The organism is Peribacillus sp. NPDC096448, assembly GCF_044762675.1.
Classification (GTDB): Bacteria; Bacillota; Bacilli; order Bacillales; family DSM-1321; genus Peribacillus; species Peribacillus frigoritolerans_B.
Genome location: NZ_JBIWEU010000002.1, coordinates 272417 through 289309 on the forward strand (window position 1 = coordinate 272417; position 16893 = coordinate 289309).

Here is a 16893-nt window from a genome sequence, read left to right on the forward strand (position 1 = left end):
AAATGACTAAACTAGAAGAGCTTAAACATGGGAAGCTGGTAGCCGTCATTCGCGGTGCACGCCCCGATCAAATTATACCAATCGCTCGAGCCTTGAAAGAAGGAGGCATCCGAACTCTCGAAATTACAGTAGAAACACCCAAAGTGTGCCGTTTAATTGATAGAGTAAAAGAGGAGTTCGGTGATGATATAATTGCGGGTGCCGGAACAGTATTGGATCCTGAAACGGCCCGTGCGGTCATCATGGCGGGAGCGGAATTTATCTTTTCTCCAACCGTCAATGTCCAAACGATTAAAATGGCGAAGCGCTATGGCGTTATTAGTATCCCTGGGGCACTCACACCAACCGAAATATTGACTGCTTATGAGCATGGAGCTGACATTATCAAAGTTTTTCCGGCAGATGCACTTGGTGTTAGCTATTTTAATAATCTTAAAGGGCCGCTTCCTCACATCCCTCTAATGCCAACTGGCGGGGTCAACCTTGACAACCTCGCTTCTTTTTTTAAGGCAGGGGCCATCGCGGCGGGACTTGGTGGTTCATTGATCAATCCCGCGAAATTGAATACAGGTGAAGATTACGACAGGCTGGCAGAAACGGCAAAAAAATTCTCAGCTATCGTACAAAGCTAAAGTCGTCCGTCGCTTATATGATTACCAGTTCAATAAGAGCCGGAAATGAAAGTAAGACTGTGATATTTCCTCCTTTTCAATCTTTTTGTGGTCCATCAAGGGTGTTATTGCTTGTGGACAGTGGGATAAATTCAGACAAACTTAGAAAGGGGAAAAGTGCTATGTTACTAGAAAAGTACAGAAATCTGCAGGATATTCTCCAAAAAATGGAGTCGGTTGTGGTCGCTTTTTCAGGAGGGGTGGACAGCACGTTTTTGCTTAAGGTCGCTATCGATACTTTGGGTTATGAAAATGTGTTAGCCATTACAGCAGATTCGGAAACCTATCCATCGAGTGAGCTGAAAGAAGCCCTTATGCTATCAAAATGGATTGGTGCCAAACATCATGTCATTCAAACTTCGGAGTTAGCCATCCCTGGATACACTGTAAATGATCAAAATCGCTGTTATTTTTGTAAAAGTAGTTTATTTGACAACCTGCTTCCTATTCTTGAAGAATATGAATTCAATAATATTATTTATGGGGTTATTGCTGATGATGCTAACGAATTTCGTCCAGGCATGAAAGCAGCTAAAGAAAAAGGAATCAGGGGACCACTTCTAGAAGCCGATTTATTCAAAGAAGAAATAAGAGTATTATCCAAGGAAGCCGGGTTGCCAACCTGGAATAAACCGTCATTTGCTTGCCTGTCATCACGTATTGCATACGGCGATATCATTACAAAGGAAAAATTGACGAAAGTGGATAAGTCAGAGGCTTACTTAAAATCATTGGATATTCACCAAGTAAGAGTCAGGACGCAAGAGGATACTGCCAGAATTGAGGTTGAACCCATTGAAATGCCGCGAGTGCTTCAATACCATGTGGCGATCACAAAACGACTAAAGCAATTTGGTTATAAGTATGTATCAATGGATCTCACTGGATATACAAGCGGAAGTATGAATATAGCGCTTAAAAAGGAAGAAATGTCATGATTGACGATATTTTGGAGCAGGTTCAAAATGGTTCATTGACAGCAGTGGAGGCCAAGAAAAAACTTGAATCATATGAAAATTTAGGGTTTGTAAAAATCGATCATCATCGTAAAAGGAGACAAGGATTTCCCGAAATTGTGTTTGGAGAAGGTAAAACTGCCGAACAGATTTTAACGATTGTCCAATCGCTGCGGATAAGGAATGATTCTGTTCTTGTGACTCGCATTTCCCTGGAAAAAGCAGTATTTGTACAAAATGTATGTAGTGATTTTGAGTATAACGAGATTGCACGGACACTTGCTTGGGTTAAAGAAAAGCCGAAATCCATCGGGGCATATATTGCAATAGTATGCGCCGGGACATCAGATTTGGCCGTTGCTGAAGAAGCAGCCGTGACGGCCGAAACTCTAGGTATTCCCGTCAGGCGTATATACGATGTAGGCGTTGCCGGGCTTCATCGCCTCCTTGATAATATAGACGAGATAAGAAGTGCTACCGTATCAGTTTGTGTCGCGGGGATGGAAGGGGCACTTCCGAGTGTTTTAGGAGGGCTTGTCACGAATCCAATTATTGCTGTGCCGACAAGTATCGGGTACGGTGCGAATTTTAACGGTTTATCTGCACTTTTATCAATGCTCAATTCATGCGCATCAGGTGTAAGTGTGGTGAACATCGATAATGGATTTGGTGCAGCATACAATGCAGCGCTTATTTACAAACTTGTACATGAAAAGGAGATCAATGATGATGAGGACATTATATTTTGACTGCTTTTCCGGCATAAGCGGAGATATGGTAATTGGAGCGTTGATCGATGCAGGTGCAGACCCTTTACAAATGGAAAAAGAGTTAAAAAAGCTGAACATGGATGAAGAATATACTCTGTCTTGGAGGAAGATCGTCAAAAATGGCATTACGAGTACTAAATTTGATGTCATTCTTACCAGTAAATCAGAGCAACCATTTGATCACAGCCACAGTCATGAACACGAACACAGCCACGTTCATGAACACAGCCATAGCCACAGTCATGAACACGAACACAGCCATAGCCACAGTCATGAACACGAACACAGCCACAATCAAGGACACGAACACAGCCACAATCAAGGACACGAACACAGCCACGCTCATGAACACAGCCATAGCCATGTGCTTCATCACCATCATGACAGCCGTACTTACAAACAAATAGTGGAGGCAATCAAAGTCGCAAACTTTAATGAATCGGTAACGAACATGTCACTCGCCATTTTCAAGAAGATTGGTGAAGCGGAAGGGCGTATACACGGGCTTCCACTGGAAAAAGTACACTTTCACGAAGTAGGAGCGGTAGATTCGATAATAGATATAATCGGTACAGCGATTTTAATTGATCAGATAGGTATTGAATCGGTTCAGTCATCAGCCATTCCAACGGGATCTGGACATATACATATTGATCACGGCATATATCCGGTTCCTGCTCCTGCCACGCTTGAAATATTAAAAGGGGTACCGATTGCCTCTAACGTTATTCGTTCTGAATTAGCAACGCCGACTGGTGCTGCCATAGCTTCGGCTTTAGCTGAAACATTCGGCTCGCTTCCAGCCATGACTGTCGAATCGATTGGCTATGGTGCCGGCACAAAAACATTTGAAAATCATCCGAACGTCCTTCGCGTTATCATAGGAGAGACTCAATGAACCGCCCGCCTGATCATGAGCATCTTGATGAACAAATGGTGAAAATGGAAGTGAATCTAGATGATATTTCCGGTGAATGGCTTGGCCATGTAATGGATTTGTTGTTCGAATCAGGAGCAAATGATGTATTTTATACGCCAATCTATATGAAAAAAAATCGACCGGGGGTGTTATTGCAGCTTCTCTGTTCACAACAGTTGATTTCAAAAATTAAGAAGGTATTATTTTCTGAAACGACGACTCTCGGGATACGCTACTATCCGCTTACCGTGCACAGGCTTGAACGATCTTTTTTACAAGTACATACACAATGGGGGGAAGTGACGATAAAGGGAGGGTTCCATGAGGGCTTATCCATACAGCAGGCACCTGAATATGAAGATTGCCGTAAAATTGCCGTACAGAACAATATACCTCTTAAAAGGGTGTATGAAGAAGTTTGGAAGTGTCTCGGGGAGGTCGAAGAGAAATGAGTTTGGTGTCGATTCTTACATTAGGATTCCTATTGGGGATAAAGCATTCGTCAGAACCGGATCATGTAATTGCAATAGCAACCACGGCAGGAAATACGAAAAAATTATCACGTTCCACTCTAACGGGGGTGTATTGGGGAATAGGCCATACATGTACGCTGTTTCTAATAGGTATGCTATTCATTTGGATGAAAGGGGAAATTCCAGTTTCGTTAAGCATGACGTTGGAATTCGGCGTTGGTATTATGCTCGTTATGCTAGGGGCGAGAAGTTTATTTAAAGCTTGCCCTGATATCACGAGCGACAAAGATAGATTTCGGCCTTTTTTGGTGTCTGCTTTAATTGGTTTCGTCCATGGTCTCGCGGGCAGTGCCGCAATGGTCATTCTAACGATGTCGACCGTAACCGGTATAGGCGAAGGATCCATCTATATCATTATATTTGGCGCAGGGACAATTATTGGCATGCTGTGCTTTACAACTATACTAGGCATACCGTTCGCTTTGAAAGGAAAGGACATCGTTTTAAACCGAATCTTCATCAAACTGGCGGGAGCTATAAGTTTTGCATTCGGACTGTATTATATATACAAATTGGGTGTAACAGAAGGCTTGTTTGCGCTCTGGGCTAATTGATTTATTTTATAAATGACTGGAAGAATCTTAGGCTGTCTAAACGCATAGACAGTCTCTTTTTTATACTAGGAGGTTCCTCAGAAAGAAAAGGGCCCCAACTGACAGAAAAGCTTGTCTTTACAGGCACACTTCAATGGACATGTCCATGCAATTTTGGGGGTATTTTGTAACGGTTATGAATCTCCAATTATTATTCTGCAATTATTTATTTGTAGTTGGGTTGGGCTGGACAATAAAAATAAGACCCTATGACAAGCCATTTTTTAAGAATGGCAGTGTCGTAGGATCTCTTAGCTTTTTACATAGAAAGTCAAGAAATCTAGGTTTTGCTCCGGCCCTAGGCAGATAAACGTTTGTTTTTCCTTTGGAGAATCCATATTTCAATTGCACCAGAGCCAAGCAATACTCCTGAAACAATGAAGATAAGTCCAATGAAATGTGCAGGAACAAGGGCTTCATTGAGGAAAAATGCTGCCCCTAACAAAGAGAATAAAGTATTTAAGTTAAGAAATATGGAAGATTCGGCTGCTCCTACTTTACCAATGGCATAATTATAGCTCATGTGCCCGAGGGCAGTGGCAAAAATAGCGGAGAAAAAGAAAGCTCCCCAGATGGATGGCGGTGCCGTTGCCAGTGAAGATAAGCCCTCTGGTTCCTTCCATAAGCTGATGGCAAAAAGAATAAAAGACCCGATAAGCATCATGTAGCCGGTTAGTAATCGTGGATCCATTGTTTTTGAGGCTTTATTAATAAGTATGAAACTCAATGCCTGTGAAAGAATGGAAAGCAAAATATCCACATCCCCAAGATTAATAGAATGAAGTCCTCCGCTTCCTGCCATAACGGTAAAACTCACACCCAGTGCACCGCAGATAAAGCCAAGAAGCCTGATTAACGTGGGTTTTTTTCGAAAGAAAATCATGGTCAAGATGACAGTCAATATTGGTCCCATGCCCAAAATCAGTCCAGCATTCGAGGCGGAAGTCTTCGTCAATCCCTCAGCTAAAAAATAATGATGAAAAACCACACTCAAAAGCGCTCCTCCAAAAACGTAGAAAAGTTCACTTTTTTTAGGAAGGCGTATTAGTCCAAAGAAGAAAAGGATAATAATGACTATAAGAGAAGCAGTAAAAATTCTCATAGAAGTTATCGTTACGGGCTGCGTATTGGCAACTAAAATTTTAATAACTGAGACATTTAACCCCCATGTAATCATTATTCCGGTCAGTAAGATGTATATTCTCAAAAAACTCATTCCAAACAACCTTTCAAACTTATTTAACAATTGATATATTATACAACTTTCTCCAAATTAATAGCAAAGAGTAAATTTGATTGAAAGCCCTCGTGGGAAAAATCGGAAACTCTCAATCATTAATAAAGAAGGGGTAAACAGTTTCTTCTGTTTTTCCTTAATATGGTTTTTTATGATATATTTTGCTGAAATTTAATATGGAAAAATATCAAATAAAAATAAAATTATAAATTATCAAAATTTTCTATTGTTTTTGATAGGGTTTTCATTTACAATTTCCTTATGATTTACCAAACCGGTTTAGTAAAAAACTAAATCGATTTAGCTAACAACCATAATGAAAGTGATATGATCAAATGTTTTTGTTTTTATTTGTGATTGTTCGAAAGAAGGAGGTACTGTATTGTCATCAAAATATGGTGTTTTAACGCTGGGTGACGCCATGATTACGCTAAATCCGGAAGAGACAGGACCTTTAAGATTCGTTAACCGTTTTGAGCGAAAGGTAGGAGGCGCTGAACTGAATTTTGCGATTGGTTGTGCAAGGCTTGGCATGCGGGCAAAATGGATAAGCCGTTTAGGTAAGGATGAGTTCGGTAAAGTTATTTATAATTTCGCTCGTGGAGAAGGCGTGGACATGAGTGATGTTGCCTATGTAAATGGATATCCAACATCTCTCAACTTTAAAGAAATTAGGGAGGATGGTTCCGGAAAGACATTTTATTACCGCTATCAATCTCCCATCTTAACTTTAGAGCCGGGAGATATAACAGAGAAGATGTTTGAGGAGATTGATATAGTCCACCTTACTGGAGTATTTTTGGCTATAGATCCGAAAAATGTGTATATTGCCAAGAGGGTAATGGAAATTGCAAAACAAAAAAATATACCTGTTTCTTTTGATCCGAATATCCGCTTAAAGCTATGGTCCATCGAGGAAGCAAGATCAGTTTATTATGATATTTTTCCAAATGTTGATATTTTGCTTACAGGTTTAGATGAAATAAGATTGATCATCGGTACTGACTCAAAAGAATCTTTGGCGGAATTTGCAAAGGTGAATGCTATTGATCAGCTTGTCATTAAGGACGGGAAACATGGTTCAAAACTATATACCAAAAGTGAATGGCATGAAAAAGAAGCCTTCCCTGTTATACCTGTAGATACTGTTGGTGCGGGAGATGGTTATGATGCCGGTTATATTTACGGATACCTTAATGGCTTATCGATTGATGAAAGATTGGCATTCGCAAATGGTGTAGGAGCTCTTGTCACCACTGTTGCAGGGGACAATGAAGGATTACCATATTTGGATGAAGTAATGCCTTTCATACAGAATGAGACTGTAATAGAAAGATAGATGGCTGAAAGAAATGAGGGGAGAAAATGGCAACAGTAACGATACAAGCCGAGGAAGCAAAACGATTAGTCATACAACAGCTGACCAAAGTGGGTTTGAATGAAGAAAATGCCGGAAAAATTGCGGAAGTATTGGTTCATGCCGATCTCAGAAATGTCAATTCCCATGGTGTTTTGCGAACAGAGCATTATGTGAACCGTTTACAGGCAGGAGGTATAAATCCCGATGCCCAGATTTCCTTCCAAAAGACAGGGCCCGTTACCGGTGTAGTTGATGGGGATGATGGATTTGGGCATGTGATTAGTGACGTGGCCATGGACCATGCAATCGAAATGGCTAGAGATAATGGCGTTGGAATGGTGACTGCTTTTAATAGCAGCCATTGCGGAGCACTAAGCTATTTCGTTCAAAAAGCCGCTGATGCAAAGTTGATTGGCATCGCGATGTCACATACGGATAAAGTCGTGGTCCCGTTCGGGGGAAAAACATCATTTCTTGGTACCAACCCAATCGCTTACGGAGTTCCTGCTAAAACGAAGAAGCCCTTTATTCTTGATATGGCAACATCCAATGTTGCATTGGGGAAAATTCTCCAGGCACGCGAAGAGGGAAAGGAAATCCCTGAAGGATGGGGTGTTGATGAAAATGGAGCTGCGGTCACAGATCCGAATAAAGTCGTTTCCCTTTCCACTTTCGGAGGCCCAAAAGGCTATGGTCTATCGGTAATTGTAGATGTGTTTTCTGGATTATTGGCCGGTGCGGCATTTGGCCCGCACATTGGGAAAATGTATGACGATCTTGATAAGAAACGGAAGCTGGGACATTATTTTTGTGTAATTAATCCTTCGTTCTTTACGGATACTGATATATTTTTAGAGCAAATGGATCAAATGATCGAAGAGCTGCAACAGGTTGAACCTGCTCCAGGGTTTGATCGCGTATATGTACCGGGTGAGATTGAACAAATCAATGAAGAAAAAAACCTGAAACAAGGTATTACGATTGCATCAAGTGTTTATGAATTTCTTACAAAGTAGGTGGGAGAAATGAAAGCGGTTCAAGTACGGAAAGCTCATGAACTTATCACACAAGAAGTGGAAAAACCACGGATTTCGAACTCGACGGATGTCCTTGTAAAAGTAAAAAGAGTCGGGATTTGTGGATCGGATATGCATATTTACCATGGTACGAATCCTCTTGCTACGCTGCCGCGAGTCGTTGGGCATGAAGTAGCGGGGGAAGTTGTGGAGATAGGACAAGGCGTCGAGGGAATAAAAGTCGGGGACCACGTTGTTATTGAGCCCATCAGTTATTGCGGGAAGTGTTACGCCTGCCGCAAGGGCCGTCAAAATGTTTGTGAAAAACTGTCCGTTTTTGGCGTACATGAAGATGGTGGGATGAGAGAATGGTTCGTCCTTCCCGAGAAACAATTGCATGTTGTGGATTCCTCTTTAGATTGGGAAGAAATAGTATTGGCTGAGCCATACACCATCGGCGCACAGGCCGTTTGGAGAGGCGAAGTGGAGGAAGGGGAAACGGTGCTTATCCAGGGAGCTGGGCCTATTGGGATTTGCATATTAAAGATGGCAAAGCTTCAAGGAGCATCAGTGATGATAACGGATTTAAGTGATGAGCGTTTGGAATTCGCTAAAGAAAGCGGCGCCGATATCACCGTCCATGCGGGAAAGGAAGATGTTCAAAAAAGGGTGGAAGAATGGACGAATGGAGAAGGGGCCAACGTTGTCATTGATGCAGTATGCTTGCCGATGACATTTGAATTGTCCTTTGATGTCGTATCAACGGCGGGCCGGATTGTAGTACTCGGTTTTGATGAACGTCCTTCATCGATTTCCCAACTACCAATCACTAAAAAGGAAGTATCGGTTAAAGGATCTAGATTGCAAACCAATCAGTTCCCAAAAGTGGTTGAACTTTTAAATGAAGGAAAACTCAGACATGAAGGTTTAGTTACCCATACATTTTCGCTCGATGATATCCAGGAAGCATTTAATTTTGTGGAGAATCATCCCGAACAAGTTCGAAAAGCGATCATCGTTTTTAATTAAGGGGGCAGGAGTTATGGATAAACATTCAATCATTCATCGAATAAAGGAAACGAAAGTTGTAGCTGTTATCCGGGGACGGGATGCGAATGAGGCGGCACTACTGTCCAAAGCAGCTGTGGAAGGCGGTGTTCGGGCAATAGAATTGACTTATACAACACCGGTAATTGAAGATGCTTTCAAAGAACTGCAGAATACGGATGCACTCTTAGGAGCAGGATCGGTACTTGATTCTGAAACGGCTCGACATGCAATTTTAGCTGGTGCCAATTTTATCGTCAGTCCCTATTTTGTCAGTGGTGTAGCCGAACTTTGTAATCGATACGGCATTCCCTATATGCCTGGTTGCATGACAATTAAAGAAATGGCAACGGCAACGGAAGCAGGTTGTGATGTTTTGAAGTTATTTCCGGCAAACCATTTTGAACCTTCTTTCATCAAGTCGGTCAATGGACCACTGCCTAATGTAAGAATCATGCCAACCGGCGGAATTAATTTGGATAACATGAAGGACTGGCTCAATGCAGGCGCGGTAGCAATCGGGATCGGCAGTGACTTGAACAAAGCCTATATAAATGGCTCCCATGAAGCAGCAGTGGAATTAAGCGGAAAATACATGCAAAAGATTGCGGAATGACGGAGGTGCATGATGAACATTACATTTAGATGGTACGGGAAAGACAATGATACAGTTACATTGGAGCACATTAAACAGATTCCTGGAGTGAAAGGGATTGTCTGGGCACTACACCAAAAACCTGTTGGAGAGGTATGGGAAAAGGAAGAAATTAAAGAAGAAATCGAGTATATCCAATCATTTGGTTTTCACACGGATGTAGTAGAAAGTGTAAATGTCCATGAATCGATTAAATTGGGTAACGAAGACCGCATGATATATATAGAGAAATACAAAGAGACGATCCGAAATCTTTCGGAAGCTGGAGTGAAAGTCATTTGTTATAACTTCATGCCGATCTTTGATTGGACTCGAACGGAAATGTTCCATCCTTTGGAAGATGGCTCAACTGCCCTATTTTATGAAAAGGCGAAAGTGGATACGTTAGAACCGCAAGATTTGATTCGTACTGTGACGGAAGCTTCAGATTTAACTTTACCAGGTTGGGAACCAGAAAAGATGGGTCGGATTTCTGAATTATTCGAAGCTTACAAAACTGTCGACGAGGAGCAGCTATGGGAGAGTCTTGAAATATTCCTAAAAGAAATATTACCTGTTGCAGAGGCTTGCGGCATTAAAATGGCTATTCATCCGGATGATCCGCCGTGGTCCATTTTTGGATTGCCAAGAATCATCACCGGAGAATCGAGCTATGAAAAACTGATCTCGATTTCGGATTCACCATCGAATGCGTTTACTATGTGTACAGGATCGATGGGGGCAAATCCTGAAAATGATATGGTCCAAGTGGCTAAAAAGTATGCAAACCGTTCTCCTTTCTCCCATATACGAAATGTGAAGATTTATGAAAATGGTGACTTTGTGGAAACATCCCATCATACCCAGGATGGATCCATCAATATACAGGGCGTCGTGGAAGAATTGAATAAGCAAAATTATACTGGTTATGTCAGACCGGATCATGGCCGCCATATATGGGGTGAAGATTGCCGTCCAGGTTACGGTTTATATGACCGAGCATTGGGAATCATGTATTTGCTTGGATTATGGGATGCATATGAAGCTGGTAAATCAGGTGGGGTATCATGATTCCCATCCATGAAAACTTATCGAACAGGGTGGCGGTGATCACTGGAGGCAGCGGAGTTTTATGTTCCAAAATGGCTGTGGAATTGGCTCGTCATGGTGTCAGGATAGCTATATTGAACAGAACGGCCGAAAAAGGGCAAGAAGTGGTTGAACTCATTGAACAAACAGGGGGCACTGCGATATCCATTGCGGCAGACGTTTTGGATAGAGCCTCATTGGATAATGCAAGAGGGAAAATAATAGAAACATTCGGAAGAGTGGATCTATTAATAAATGGGGCGGGAGGTAATCATCCTGATGCCATTACAGTTCCAGAGAAATATGGGGAAGAAGCAGCTGGGAAATCCTTTTTTGATTTGGATGAAAATGGTTTCTCCCAAGTTTTTGCCAGTAATTTCACCGGTACATTTTTGGCCAGTCAGGTTTTTGGGAAAGAATTATTGCAAGCGGAAGCCCCAGTTATCGTAAATGTATCTTCCATGAGCGCCTACGCTCCAATGACTAAAGTGCCGGCATACAGCGCTGCCAAAGCTTCGATAAATAATTTTACGATGTGGATGGCTGTTCATTTTGCCGAAGCAGGTTTACGGGTGAATGCCATTGCTCCAGGATTCTTTTTGACGAAGCAAAATCGGGATCTCCTGCTTAATGAAGATGGCAGCTTTACAGCAAGGTCTAATAAAATCATTAATTCAACACCCATGAAGCGTTTTGGGCAGCCGGAAGATTTACTTGGTACCTTGCTTTGGCTCGTTGATGAATCCTACTCGGGCTTTGTCACGGGAATTACGGTACCGGTCGATGGTGGTTTCATGGCATACTCAGGCGTCTGAATTCAGGTCCAATAAAAAGGCAAACAAGTGACCGTGATTAAATTAGTTCCATGGTATGGGAAATTGACTTTTTACTGCATCAGAAGGTGATTGTAAAGCTTTACTTATTATAATAGAATATTCCTTATATATCTAAGCCATTTTGTTAGGCAGAGAATTGAAATCACACGATAGGAATGAATGAAATGAAAACCATTACAATTACTGATGTCGCCAATCACGCGAAAGTATCAAAAAGCACAGTTTCCCAATACCTGAATAAACGCTACGAATATATGAGTGAAAAAACCAGGAAAAAAATTGAAGAAACCATAGAAGAGTTAAACTATCAGCCTAATATAATAGCGCGCAGTTTAAAACAAAAGTCCACTTTTACCGTTGGGGTAGTGGTTGCCAATATCCTTCACACGTTTTCAACGCAAGTTATTAGAGCGATAGAAAACTACTTTTATGAACAAGGGTTCCATATTATCGTATGCAATGCAGATGACAATCCTGAAAAGGAAAAGAATTATATTGAAATGCTAAGAGCTAAACAAGTGGATGGGATCATCATTTTCCCCACAGGGGACAACCTTGATTTATATCAACGTATGAAGAGTGATCAATTCCCGATTGTTTTCATGGATAGGACGATCCAGGAATTGAATATTGCTACAGTCATGCTCGATAACCACCTTGCTTCCAAGTTGGCGATCGATCGGTTTATTGAAAAGGGTCTTGAACACATTGCAATCATAACCACTTCAATAATACGCGATATCAGTCCTCGAATCGAACGGATTCAAGGGTACAAGGATTCACTCGCGTCACATGGGATACCATTTAATTCTGAATATATTAAAACCGTGAATGCTGACGAAATTCCGCTTGCGCTTTCAGAATTTTTCGAATTGGAAAAGCCGCCTCAAGCCATATTGGCAGGAAATGATATCGTACTTAATGAAGTATTGCGATACATGAAACAGCATGAAATCAATATACCTGATGACATAGCGGTCATAGGAATCGATGATGTACCATATGCCAGTTTCTATACACCGACCATCACAACGGTTAATCAGCCAGCCATTGAAATGGCCAACTTGGCAGCGGAGTTACTGCTTAGTCAAATTAATAAAACAGGAAATGAGGATACAAGCGTGCATCGCTTGAAACCGACTTTGCTTTCAAGGAATTCTTGCTAGAAACGGATGTAAGATTCCTGTAAAAAAGAAAGCGCTTTTTTACGGGAATTCTAAACCGATTTAGTTAAAGGTCATATAGGCTTTACTCTTGGTTATTAAATGGAAACGTTTCCAAAAATGCAGCTGCATTTACGAAATTATAGGGGGTACTTTATGTTTTCGAATGGTAGAGGAATGGTTATCGTATTCTTGTTCTTGGCAGGGGTAATAAATTATCTAGACCGATCTGCACTGTCCATTGCAGCTCCGTTCATCCAAGATGATTTATCTTTAACAGCAACACAGATGGGAATTATCTTTAGTAGCTTTTCAGTTGGTTATGCCATATTTAACTTTCTTGGAGGAATGGCGTCCGATAAATGGGGAGCAAAGCTCACGCTTTTCGTGGCGATGATCGTTTGGTCTGTATTCAGCGGTGCACTTGTACTTGCTGTCGGTTTTGCCAGTATGATAGTCATCCGCATCCTGTTTGGGATGGGCGAAGGTCCTCTTTCGGCAACCATCAATAAAATGGTGAATAACTGGTTCCCGGCAAATCAACGGGCATCAGTCGTTGGTTTGACGAATAGCGGGACGCCGCTTGGTGGCGCCATTGCAGGTCCGATAGTTGGATTTATTGCCATCTCATATGGATGGAGAGTTTCTTTCATTGCCATAATGATAATTGGCCTTATATGGGCGATTTGCTGGTGGAAGTTTGTTAAAGAAAAACCAGAAGAGTCAAAAGAACAGAAACATACGGGAAAATCTTATGTAGCGGCAACATCGGAAGGGAAATTGAAATTCACGTTTTATTTAAAACAAAAAACGGTTTTATTTACAGCTCTAGCCTTTTTTTCTTACAACTACATTCTCTTCTTTTTCTTAACTTGGTTCCCAAGCTATTTGGTCGATGCACGCGGCCTAAGTGTAGAAAATATGAGTATCATTACAGTGATTCCTTGGATTTTTGGATTCATCGGACTTGCTTTGGGTGGATTCGTGTCGGATTTCTTCTATAAAAAATTCGCTCAAAAAGGTGTTTTATTCTCACGCAAGCTTGTGCTTGTAACATGTTTGTTCTTATCGGCGGTATGTATCGGTTTTGCCGGACTTGTATCCACAACGATCAGTGCAGTAACACTTGTCGCACTTTCCGTCTTCTTCCTTTATTTGACTGGTGCCATTTACTGGGCAATCGTCAACGATGTTGTCGACCCTGGTAATGTTGGATCTGTTGGAGGTTTTATGCATTTCTTGGCAAATACAGCAGGAATCATCGGACCGACGTTAACAGGTTACATTGTCGATACCTCAGGCACATACACAGTTGCATTCTTGCTTGCAGGTGGATTGGCAGTTGTTGCATCGCTTGCGGTCATCCGTTTTGTACGACCGATAGTCAAGCCTGCGTAATAGATTGTTAGAATGGAAGTGTCTCCCTAAAGAAATATCAAGGGAAGACACTTCCATTTTTACTGACTTAAAATTTTTCATGTTTATAGGCATGCCTAGCGGATCCGATTTTCTTTTCGGAATGTAGCTGGTGTCTTTTCAGTGTATTTCTTAAAGGTACGATAAAATTGCGGCATGCTTTCAAAACCACACATTTCGGCAATATGGGCAATGGTGTGATTCGTTTCCAGTAAAAGTTCCTTTGCCTTGATGATTCTTTTCGTGTTTAGATACACGACTAACCCAATTCCAGTTGTTTCCTTAAAAACCCTGCTGAAATGAGCGGGACTTACCAATGCTTTTTGTGCAAGTATCGTCAGCGTTAATGGTTCATCCATATGTTCATTAATATAGATTAAAATATCCTTGATCCATTCTGAACGAGAACTATTGCCCTCGGATAAATCTTGTTTGCCATTTATCCGGGTACGGTATAAATCAAGTATGATTTGATGAACGGTCAGCAAACAAGCATGCCTCGAGCCCATCAATTGGTTAGTTGTTTCTTGCAGGATGAGTTGCAGCTGTTCCTCCATCTTTACTTGTTTCTTTTGCGGCAATGATATTTTATAATTCTTACTCTTTTTTGTCAGATCAAACAAATGTAAATATGAAAAAGAATCATCAACCATATCTTTATATATTAATGTAGGACTGACAAAGATAATGGTGGAAGTAACAGGGTCGTCCTGATTCGGTAATGCCCTATGAATGGTATTATTCGGGATCAGGAATACATCCCCTTGCTGCATATCATAAAACACATCACCGATAAAAAAGGTCCCTTTACCATTATAAACATAAACAATTTCATAATGATCATGCATATGATCGGACAATTCATTCTGGGGACTTTTCGTATCTTGATAGACAAAAGAAAATGGGAAGAGTAAATCATGATTTAATGAATTATGGATTTTTTTCATTTGTTCATCTCCTGAAAGTATAATACAACAAGAATGAGTATGTTTACAGCAAAATTTGCAATTTATATTTCAAAAATTGATGTTAAAATTTATATAGATTTAAAAATGAAAGGGCTTTCGGAATGAAGTGACATTTGGTTCTGAACGCCTTACTCATGATAAGGAGGGACAAAATGAATAAATTTGTTCAATTGCATTCAAATGATGATGTTGTTATTTCCTTGGAGGGAATTCATAAAGGACAGAGCCTCCAGATTCAAACAGAAGACAGGGGAATGATCCATATCAAAGCAAATGACGACATTCCCAAAGGGCATAAGATGTTAGTGAAACCGGTTAAACGAGGGGAGGACGTAATTAAATTTGGCTACTCGATCGGAAAAGCTAATGAAGATATCTCCATTGGAGATTGGATTCACACCCATAATCTAGCATCCGGTTTGCAGGGTATATTGGATTATTCCTATCAACCTAGCATTCAAGATACAAAAGAGCAAAGTCAAAATCATACCTTCCAAGGATATATCCGTGAAAATGGGGAAGTGGGTATCCGGAATGAAATCTGGATCATCAATACGGTAGGTTGCATCAATAAAACATGTGAACTTCTCGCTAAAATGGGCAATGAGAAGTTTAAAGATCGTCAAATCGATGGGGTTCATCACTTTTCCCATCCTTACGGTTGTTCACAATTGGGAGATGATTTGACCCATATGCAGAAACTATTGGCAGCATTGGCTCAACACCCAAATGCAGCAGGGGTTTTAGTTGTAGGATTAGGGTGTGAGAACAATCAAATCGAATCATTTAAAGAAGTCATAGGTGAATTTCCTCCTAGTCGGATTAAATTTTTAAAAGCCCAGGAGGTTCAAGATGAACTGGAGAGCGGCTTACGTATATTGGGGGAATTAGTGGAATATGCGGAAGGGTTCGTACGCCGGAACGTACCGGTTTCAAAGTTGAAAATCGGCTTGAAATGCGGGGGTTCCGATGGTTTTTCAGGCATTACAGCTAATCCGCTGGTTGGTGCGGTTTCCGACCTTATTGTAGAGAATGGAGGGACCACGATATTGACAGAGGTGCCTGAGATGTTTGGAGCGGAAACGATATTGATGAACAGGGCAAGAGATGAAGAAACCTTTAATAAAATCGTTGGCCTTATTAATGATTTCAAACAGTATTTCATTCGTCATGATCAAGAAATCTATGAAAACCCTTCGCCTGGAAACAAGGAAGGCGGCATAAGTACATTGGAGGAAAAATCACTTGGATGCACACAAAAAGGGGGCCATGCCACTGTAGTGGATGTAAGACCATATGGAGAACGAGTGGTGAAGCATGGTTTGAATTTAATCAATTCCCCTGGAAATGATTTGATTTCGGTGACGGCTTTGGCAGCAGCGGGCGCACATATCGTTCTATTCACTACGGGAAGAGGAACACCATTTGGTGGACCGGTGCCAACTGTAAAAATAGCTACGAATTCGGAATTAGCCGATGGTAAAAAGCATTGGATTGATTATAATGCCGGGCGGTTGATTGAAGGCAAAGAGATCGAGGAATTAAAGGAAGAGTTATTCCAATACATTCTTGAGCTTTCATCCGGTAAAAAGAAAACGAATAATGAAAAATTCGGATATAGGGAGATAAGCATCTTTAAAGAAGGTGTCATTCTTTAATAGTACACGGTTTCTATTAAGTTATAA

General features: G+C 41.1%; 17 protein-coding genes. 15 read left to right on the forward strand and 2 right to left on the reverse strand.

What is annotated here, in order from left to right:
• Positions 1 to 2: 2 nt before the first annotated feature.
• The 6 genes from ACIQ0C_RS05185 (at position 3) to ACIQ0C_RS05210 (ending at position 4403) form a co-directional block, all read left to right on the forward strand.
• Positions 3 to 632: a bifunctional 4-hydroxy-2-oxoglutarate aldolase/2-dehydro-3-deoxy-phosphogluconate aldolase gene (locus ACIQ0C_RS05185; RefSeq protein WP_403057680.1), complete on the forward strand. Its 630-nt coding sequence runs from the start codon at positions 3 to 5 to the stop codon at positions 630 to 632.
• A 161-nt stretch (positions 633 to 793) separates the two neighbouring features.
• A complete protein-coding gene (gene larE / locus ACIQ0C_RS05190; RefSeq protein WP_403057687.1) occupies positions 794 to 1609 on the forward strand; it encodes an ATP-dependent sacrificial sulfur transferase LarE in 816 nt (271 codons plus the stop codon).
• Positions 1606 to 2376 carry a nickel pincer cofactor biosynthesis protein LarB gene (larB, locus tag ACIQ0C_RS05195; protein WP_402837465.1) on the forward strand — a complete coding sequence of 257 codons (771 nt, stop codon included), beginning with the start codon at positions 1606 to 1608 and terminating at the stop codon, positions 2374 to 2376. The genes larE and larB overlap by 4 nt, the downstream gene beginning before the upstream one ends.
• Complete coding sequence (larC, locus tag ACIQ0C_RS05200; protein WP_403058088.1) at positions 2357 to 3295, forward strand: nickel pincer cofactor biosynthesis protein LarC; 939 nt, start codon at positions 2357 to 2359, stop codon at positions 3293 to 3295. Before larB ends, larC begins: the two co-directional genes overlap by 20 nt.
• Positions 3292 to 3768: a nickel pincer cofactor biosynthesis protein LarC2 gene (gene larC2, locus ACIQ0C_RS05205; protein WP_402837464.1), complete on the forward strand. Its 477-nt coding sequence runs from the start codon at positions 3292 to 3294 to the stop codon at positions 3766 to 3768. The genes larC and larC2 overlap by 4 nt, the downstream gene beginning before the upstream one ends.
• A complete protein-coding gene (locus ACIQ0C_RS05210; protein ID WP_403057690.1) occupies positions 3765 to 4403 on the forward strand; it encodes an urease accessory protein UreH in 639 nt (212 codons plus the stop codon). The genes larC2 and ACIQ0C_RS05210 overlap by 4 nt, the downstream gene beginning before the upstream one ends.
• Positions 4404 to 4740: 337 nt before the next feature.
• On the opposite strand, the gene ACIQ0C_RS05215 is transcribed toward ACIQ0C_RS05210, so the two are convergent.
• Positions 4741 to 5658: a DMT family transporter gene (locus tag ACIQ0C_RS05215; RefSeq protein WP_402837460.1), complete on the reverse strand. Its 918-nt coding sequence runs from the start codon at positions 5656 to 5658 to the stop codon at positions 4741 to 4743.
• A 403-nt stretch (positions 5659 to 6061) separates the two neighbouring features.
• Here ACIQ0C_RS05215 and ACIQ0C_RS05220 point away from each other — a divergent pair, with 403 nt between their 5' ends.
• The 8 genes from ACIQ0C_RS05220 (at position 6062) to ACIQ0C_RS05255 (ending at position 14222) form a co-directional block, all read left to right on the forward strand.
• Positions 6062 to 7018 (forward strand): sugar kinase, encoded by a 957-nt coding sequence (locus ACIQ0C_RS05220; protein WP_403057693.1) that lies wholly within the window; start codon positions 6062 to 6064, stop codon positions 7016 to 7018.
• A 26-nt stretch (positions 7019 to 7044) separates the two neighbouring features.
• On the forward strand, positions 7045 to 8055 hold the full coding sequence (allD, locus tag ACIQ0C_RS05225) for an ureidoglycolate dehydrogenase (protein WP_403057696.1): 1011 nt from the start codon (positions 7045 to 7047) through the stop codon (positions 8053 to 8055).
• Between the two features lie 9 nt (positions 8056 to 8064).
• Positions 8065 to 9084, forward strand: a complete 1020-nt coding sequence (locus ACIQ0C_RS05230; protein WP_403057699.1) for a zinc-binding alcohol dehydrogenase family protein — start codon at positions 8065 to 8067, stop codon at positions 9082 to 9084.
• Positions 9085 to 9097: 13 nt separating this feature from the next.
• Complete coding sequence (locus tag ACIQ0C_RS05235) at positions 9098 to 9718, forward strand: bifunctional 2-keto-4-hydroxyglutarate aldolase/2-keto-3-deoxy-6-phosphogluconate aldolase (protein WP_403057702.1); 621 nt, start codon at positions 9098 to 9100, stop codon at positions 9716 to 9718.
• 12 nt (positions 9719 to 9730) lie between these two features.
• On the forward strand, positions 9731 to 10807 hold the full coding sequence (uxuA, locus tag ACIQ0C_RS05240) for a mannonate dehydratase (RefSeq protein ID WP_403057705.1): 1077 nt from the start codon (positions 9731 to 9733) through the stop codon (positions 10805 to 10807).
• Positions 10804 to 11640 (forward strand): SDR family oxidoreductase, encoded by an 837-nt coding sequence (locus tag ACIQ0C_RS05245; RefSeq protein WP_403057708.1) that lies wholly within the window; start codon positions 10804 to 10806, stop codon positions 11638 to 11640. Before uxuA ends, ACIQ0C_RS05245 begins: the two co-directional genes overlap by 4 nt.
• Positions 11641 to 11825: 185 nt before the next feature.
• The gene (locus tag ACIQ0C_RS05250) at positions 11826 to 12827 is read left to right on the forward strand and encodes a LacI family DNA-binding transcriptional regulator (RefSeq protein WP_403057711.1); all 1002 of its coding nucleotides are present in this window, start codon (positions 11826 to 11828) and stop codon (positions 12825 to 12827) included.
• A 153-nt stretch (positions 12828 to 12980) separates the two neighbouring features.
• Entirely contained in the window at positions 12981 to 14222 is a 1242-nt protein-coding gene (locus tag ACIQ0C_RS05255) for an MFS transporter (RefSeq protein ID WP_402837445.1), read from the forward strand.
• A gap of 95 nt (positions 14223 to 14317) precedes the next feature.
• Here ACIQ0C_RS05255 and ACIQ0C_RS05260 read toward each other — a convergent pair whose 3' ends face one another.
• Entirely contained in the window at positions 14318 to 15187 is an 870-nt protein-coding gene (locus tag ACIQ0C_RS05260) for an AraC family transcriptional regulator (protein WP_403057714.1), read from the reverse strand.
• 173 nt (positions 15188 to 15360) lie between these two features.
• On the opposite strand from ACIQ0C_RS05260, the gene ACIQ0C_RS05265 reads away from it, so the two are divergent.
• Positions 15361 to 16866 (forward strand): UxaA family hydrolase, encoded by a 1506-nt coding sequence (locus ACIQ0C_RS05265; RefSeq protein WP_403057717.1) that lies wholly within the window; start codon positions 15361 to 15363, stop codon positions 16864 to 16866.
• Positions 16867 to 16893: the final 27 nt, after the last annotated feature.

Coding starts and splice junctions, on each gene's coding strand:
- ACIQ0C_RS05215 (WP_402837460.1), bottom strand. CDS start 5,658: ATGAGTTTTTTGAGAATATACATCTTACTGACCGGAATAATGATTACA.
- ACIQ0C_RS05265 (WP_403057717.1), top strand. CDS start 15,361: ATGAATAAATTTGTTCAATTGCATTCAAATGATGATGTTGTTATTTCC.
- ACIQ0C_RS05230 (WP_403057699.1), top strand. CDS start 8,065: ATGAAAGCGGTTCAAGTACGGAAAGCTCATGAACTTATCACACAAGAA.
- ACIQ0C_RS05235 (WP_403057702.1), top strand. CDS start 9,098: ATGGATAAACATTCAATCATTCATCGAATAAAGGAAACGAAAGTTGTA.
- ACIQ0C_RS05245 (WP_403057708.1), top strand. CDS start 10,804: ATGATTCCCATCCATGAAAACTTATCGAACAGGGTGGCGGTGATCACT.
- larE (WP_403057687.1), top strand. CDS start 794: ATGTTACTAGAAAAGTACAGAAATCTGCAGGATATTCTCCAAAAAATG.
- ACIQ0C_RS05210 (WP_403057690.1), top strand. CDS start 3,765: ATGAGTTTGGTGTCGATTCTTACATTAGGATTCCTATTGGGGATAAAG.
- larB (WP_402837465.1), top strand. CDS start 1,606: ATGATTGACGATATTTTGGAGCAGGTTCAAAATGGTTCATTGACAGCA.
- ACIQ0C_RS05255 (WP_402837445.1), top strand. CDS start 12,981: ATGTTTTCGAATGGTAGAGGAATGGTTATCGTATTCTTGTTCTTGGCA.
- uxuA (WP_403057705.1), top strand. CDS start 9,731: ATGAACATTACATTTAGATGGTACGGGAAAGACAATGATACAGTTACA.
- ACIQ0C_RS05185 (WP_403057680.1), top strand. CDS start 3: ATGACTAAACTAGAAGAGCTTAAACATGGGAAGCTGGTAGCCGTCATT.
- allD (WP_403057696.1), top strand. CDS start 7,045: ATGGCAACAGTAACGATACAAGCCGAGGAAGCAAAACGATTAGTCATA.
- ACIQ0C_RS05250 (WP_403057711.1), top strand. CDS start 11,826: ATGAAAACCATTACAATTACTGATGTCGCCAATCACGCGAAAGTATCA.
- ACIQ0C_RS05260 (WP_403057714.1), bottom strand. CDS start 15,187: ATGAAAAAAATCCATAATTCATTAAATCATGATTTACTCTTCCCATTT.
- larC2 (WP_402837464.1), top strand. CDS start 3,292: ATGAACCGCCCGCCTGATCATGAGCATCTTGATGAACAAATGGTGAAA.
- larC (WP_403058088.1), top strand. CDS start 2,357: ATGAGGACATTATATTTTGACTGCTTTTCCGGCATAAGCGGAGATATG.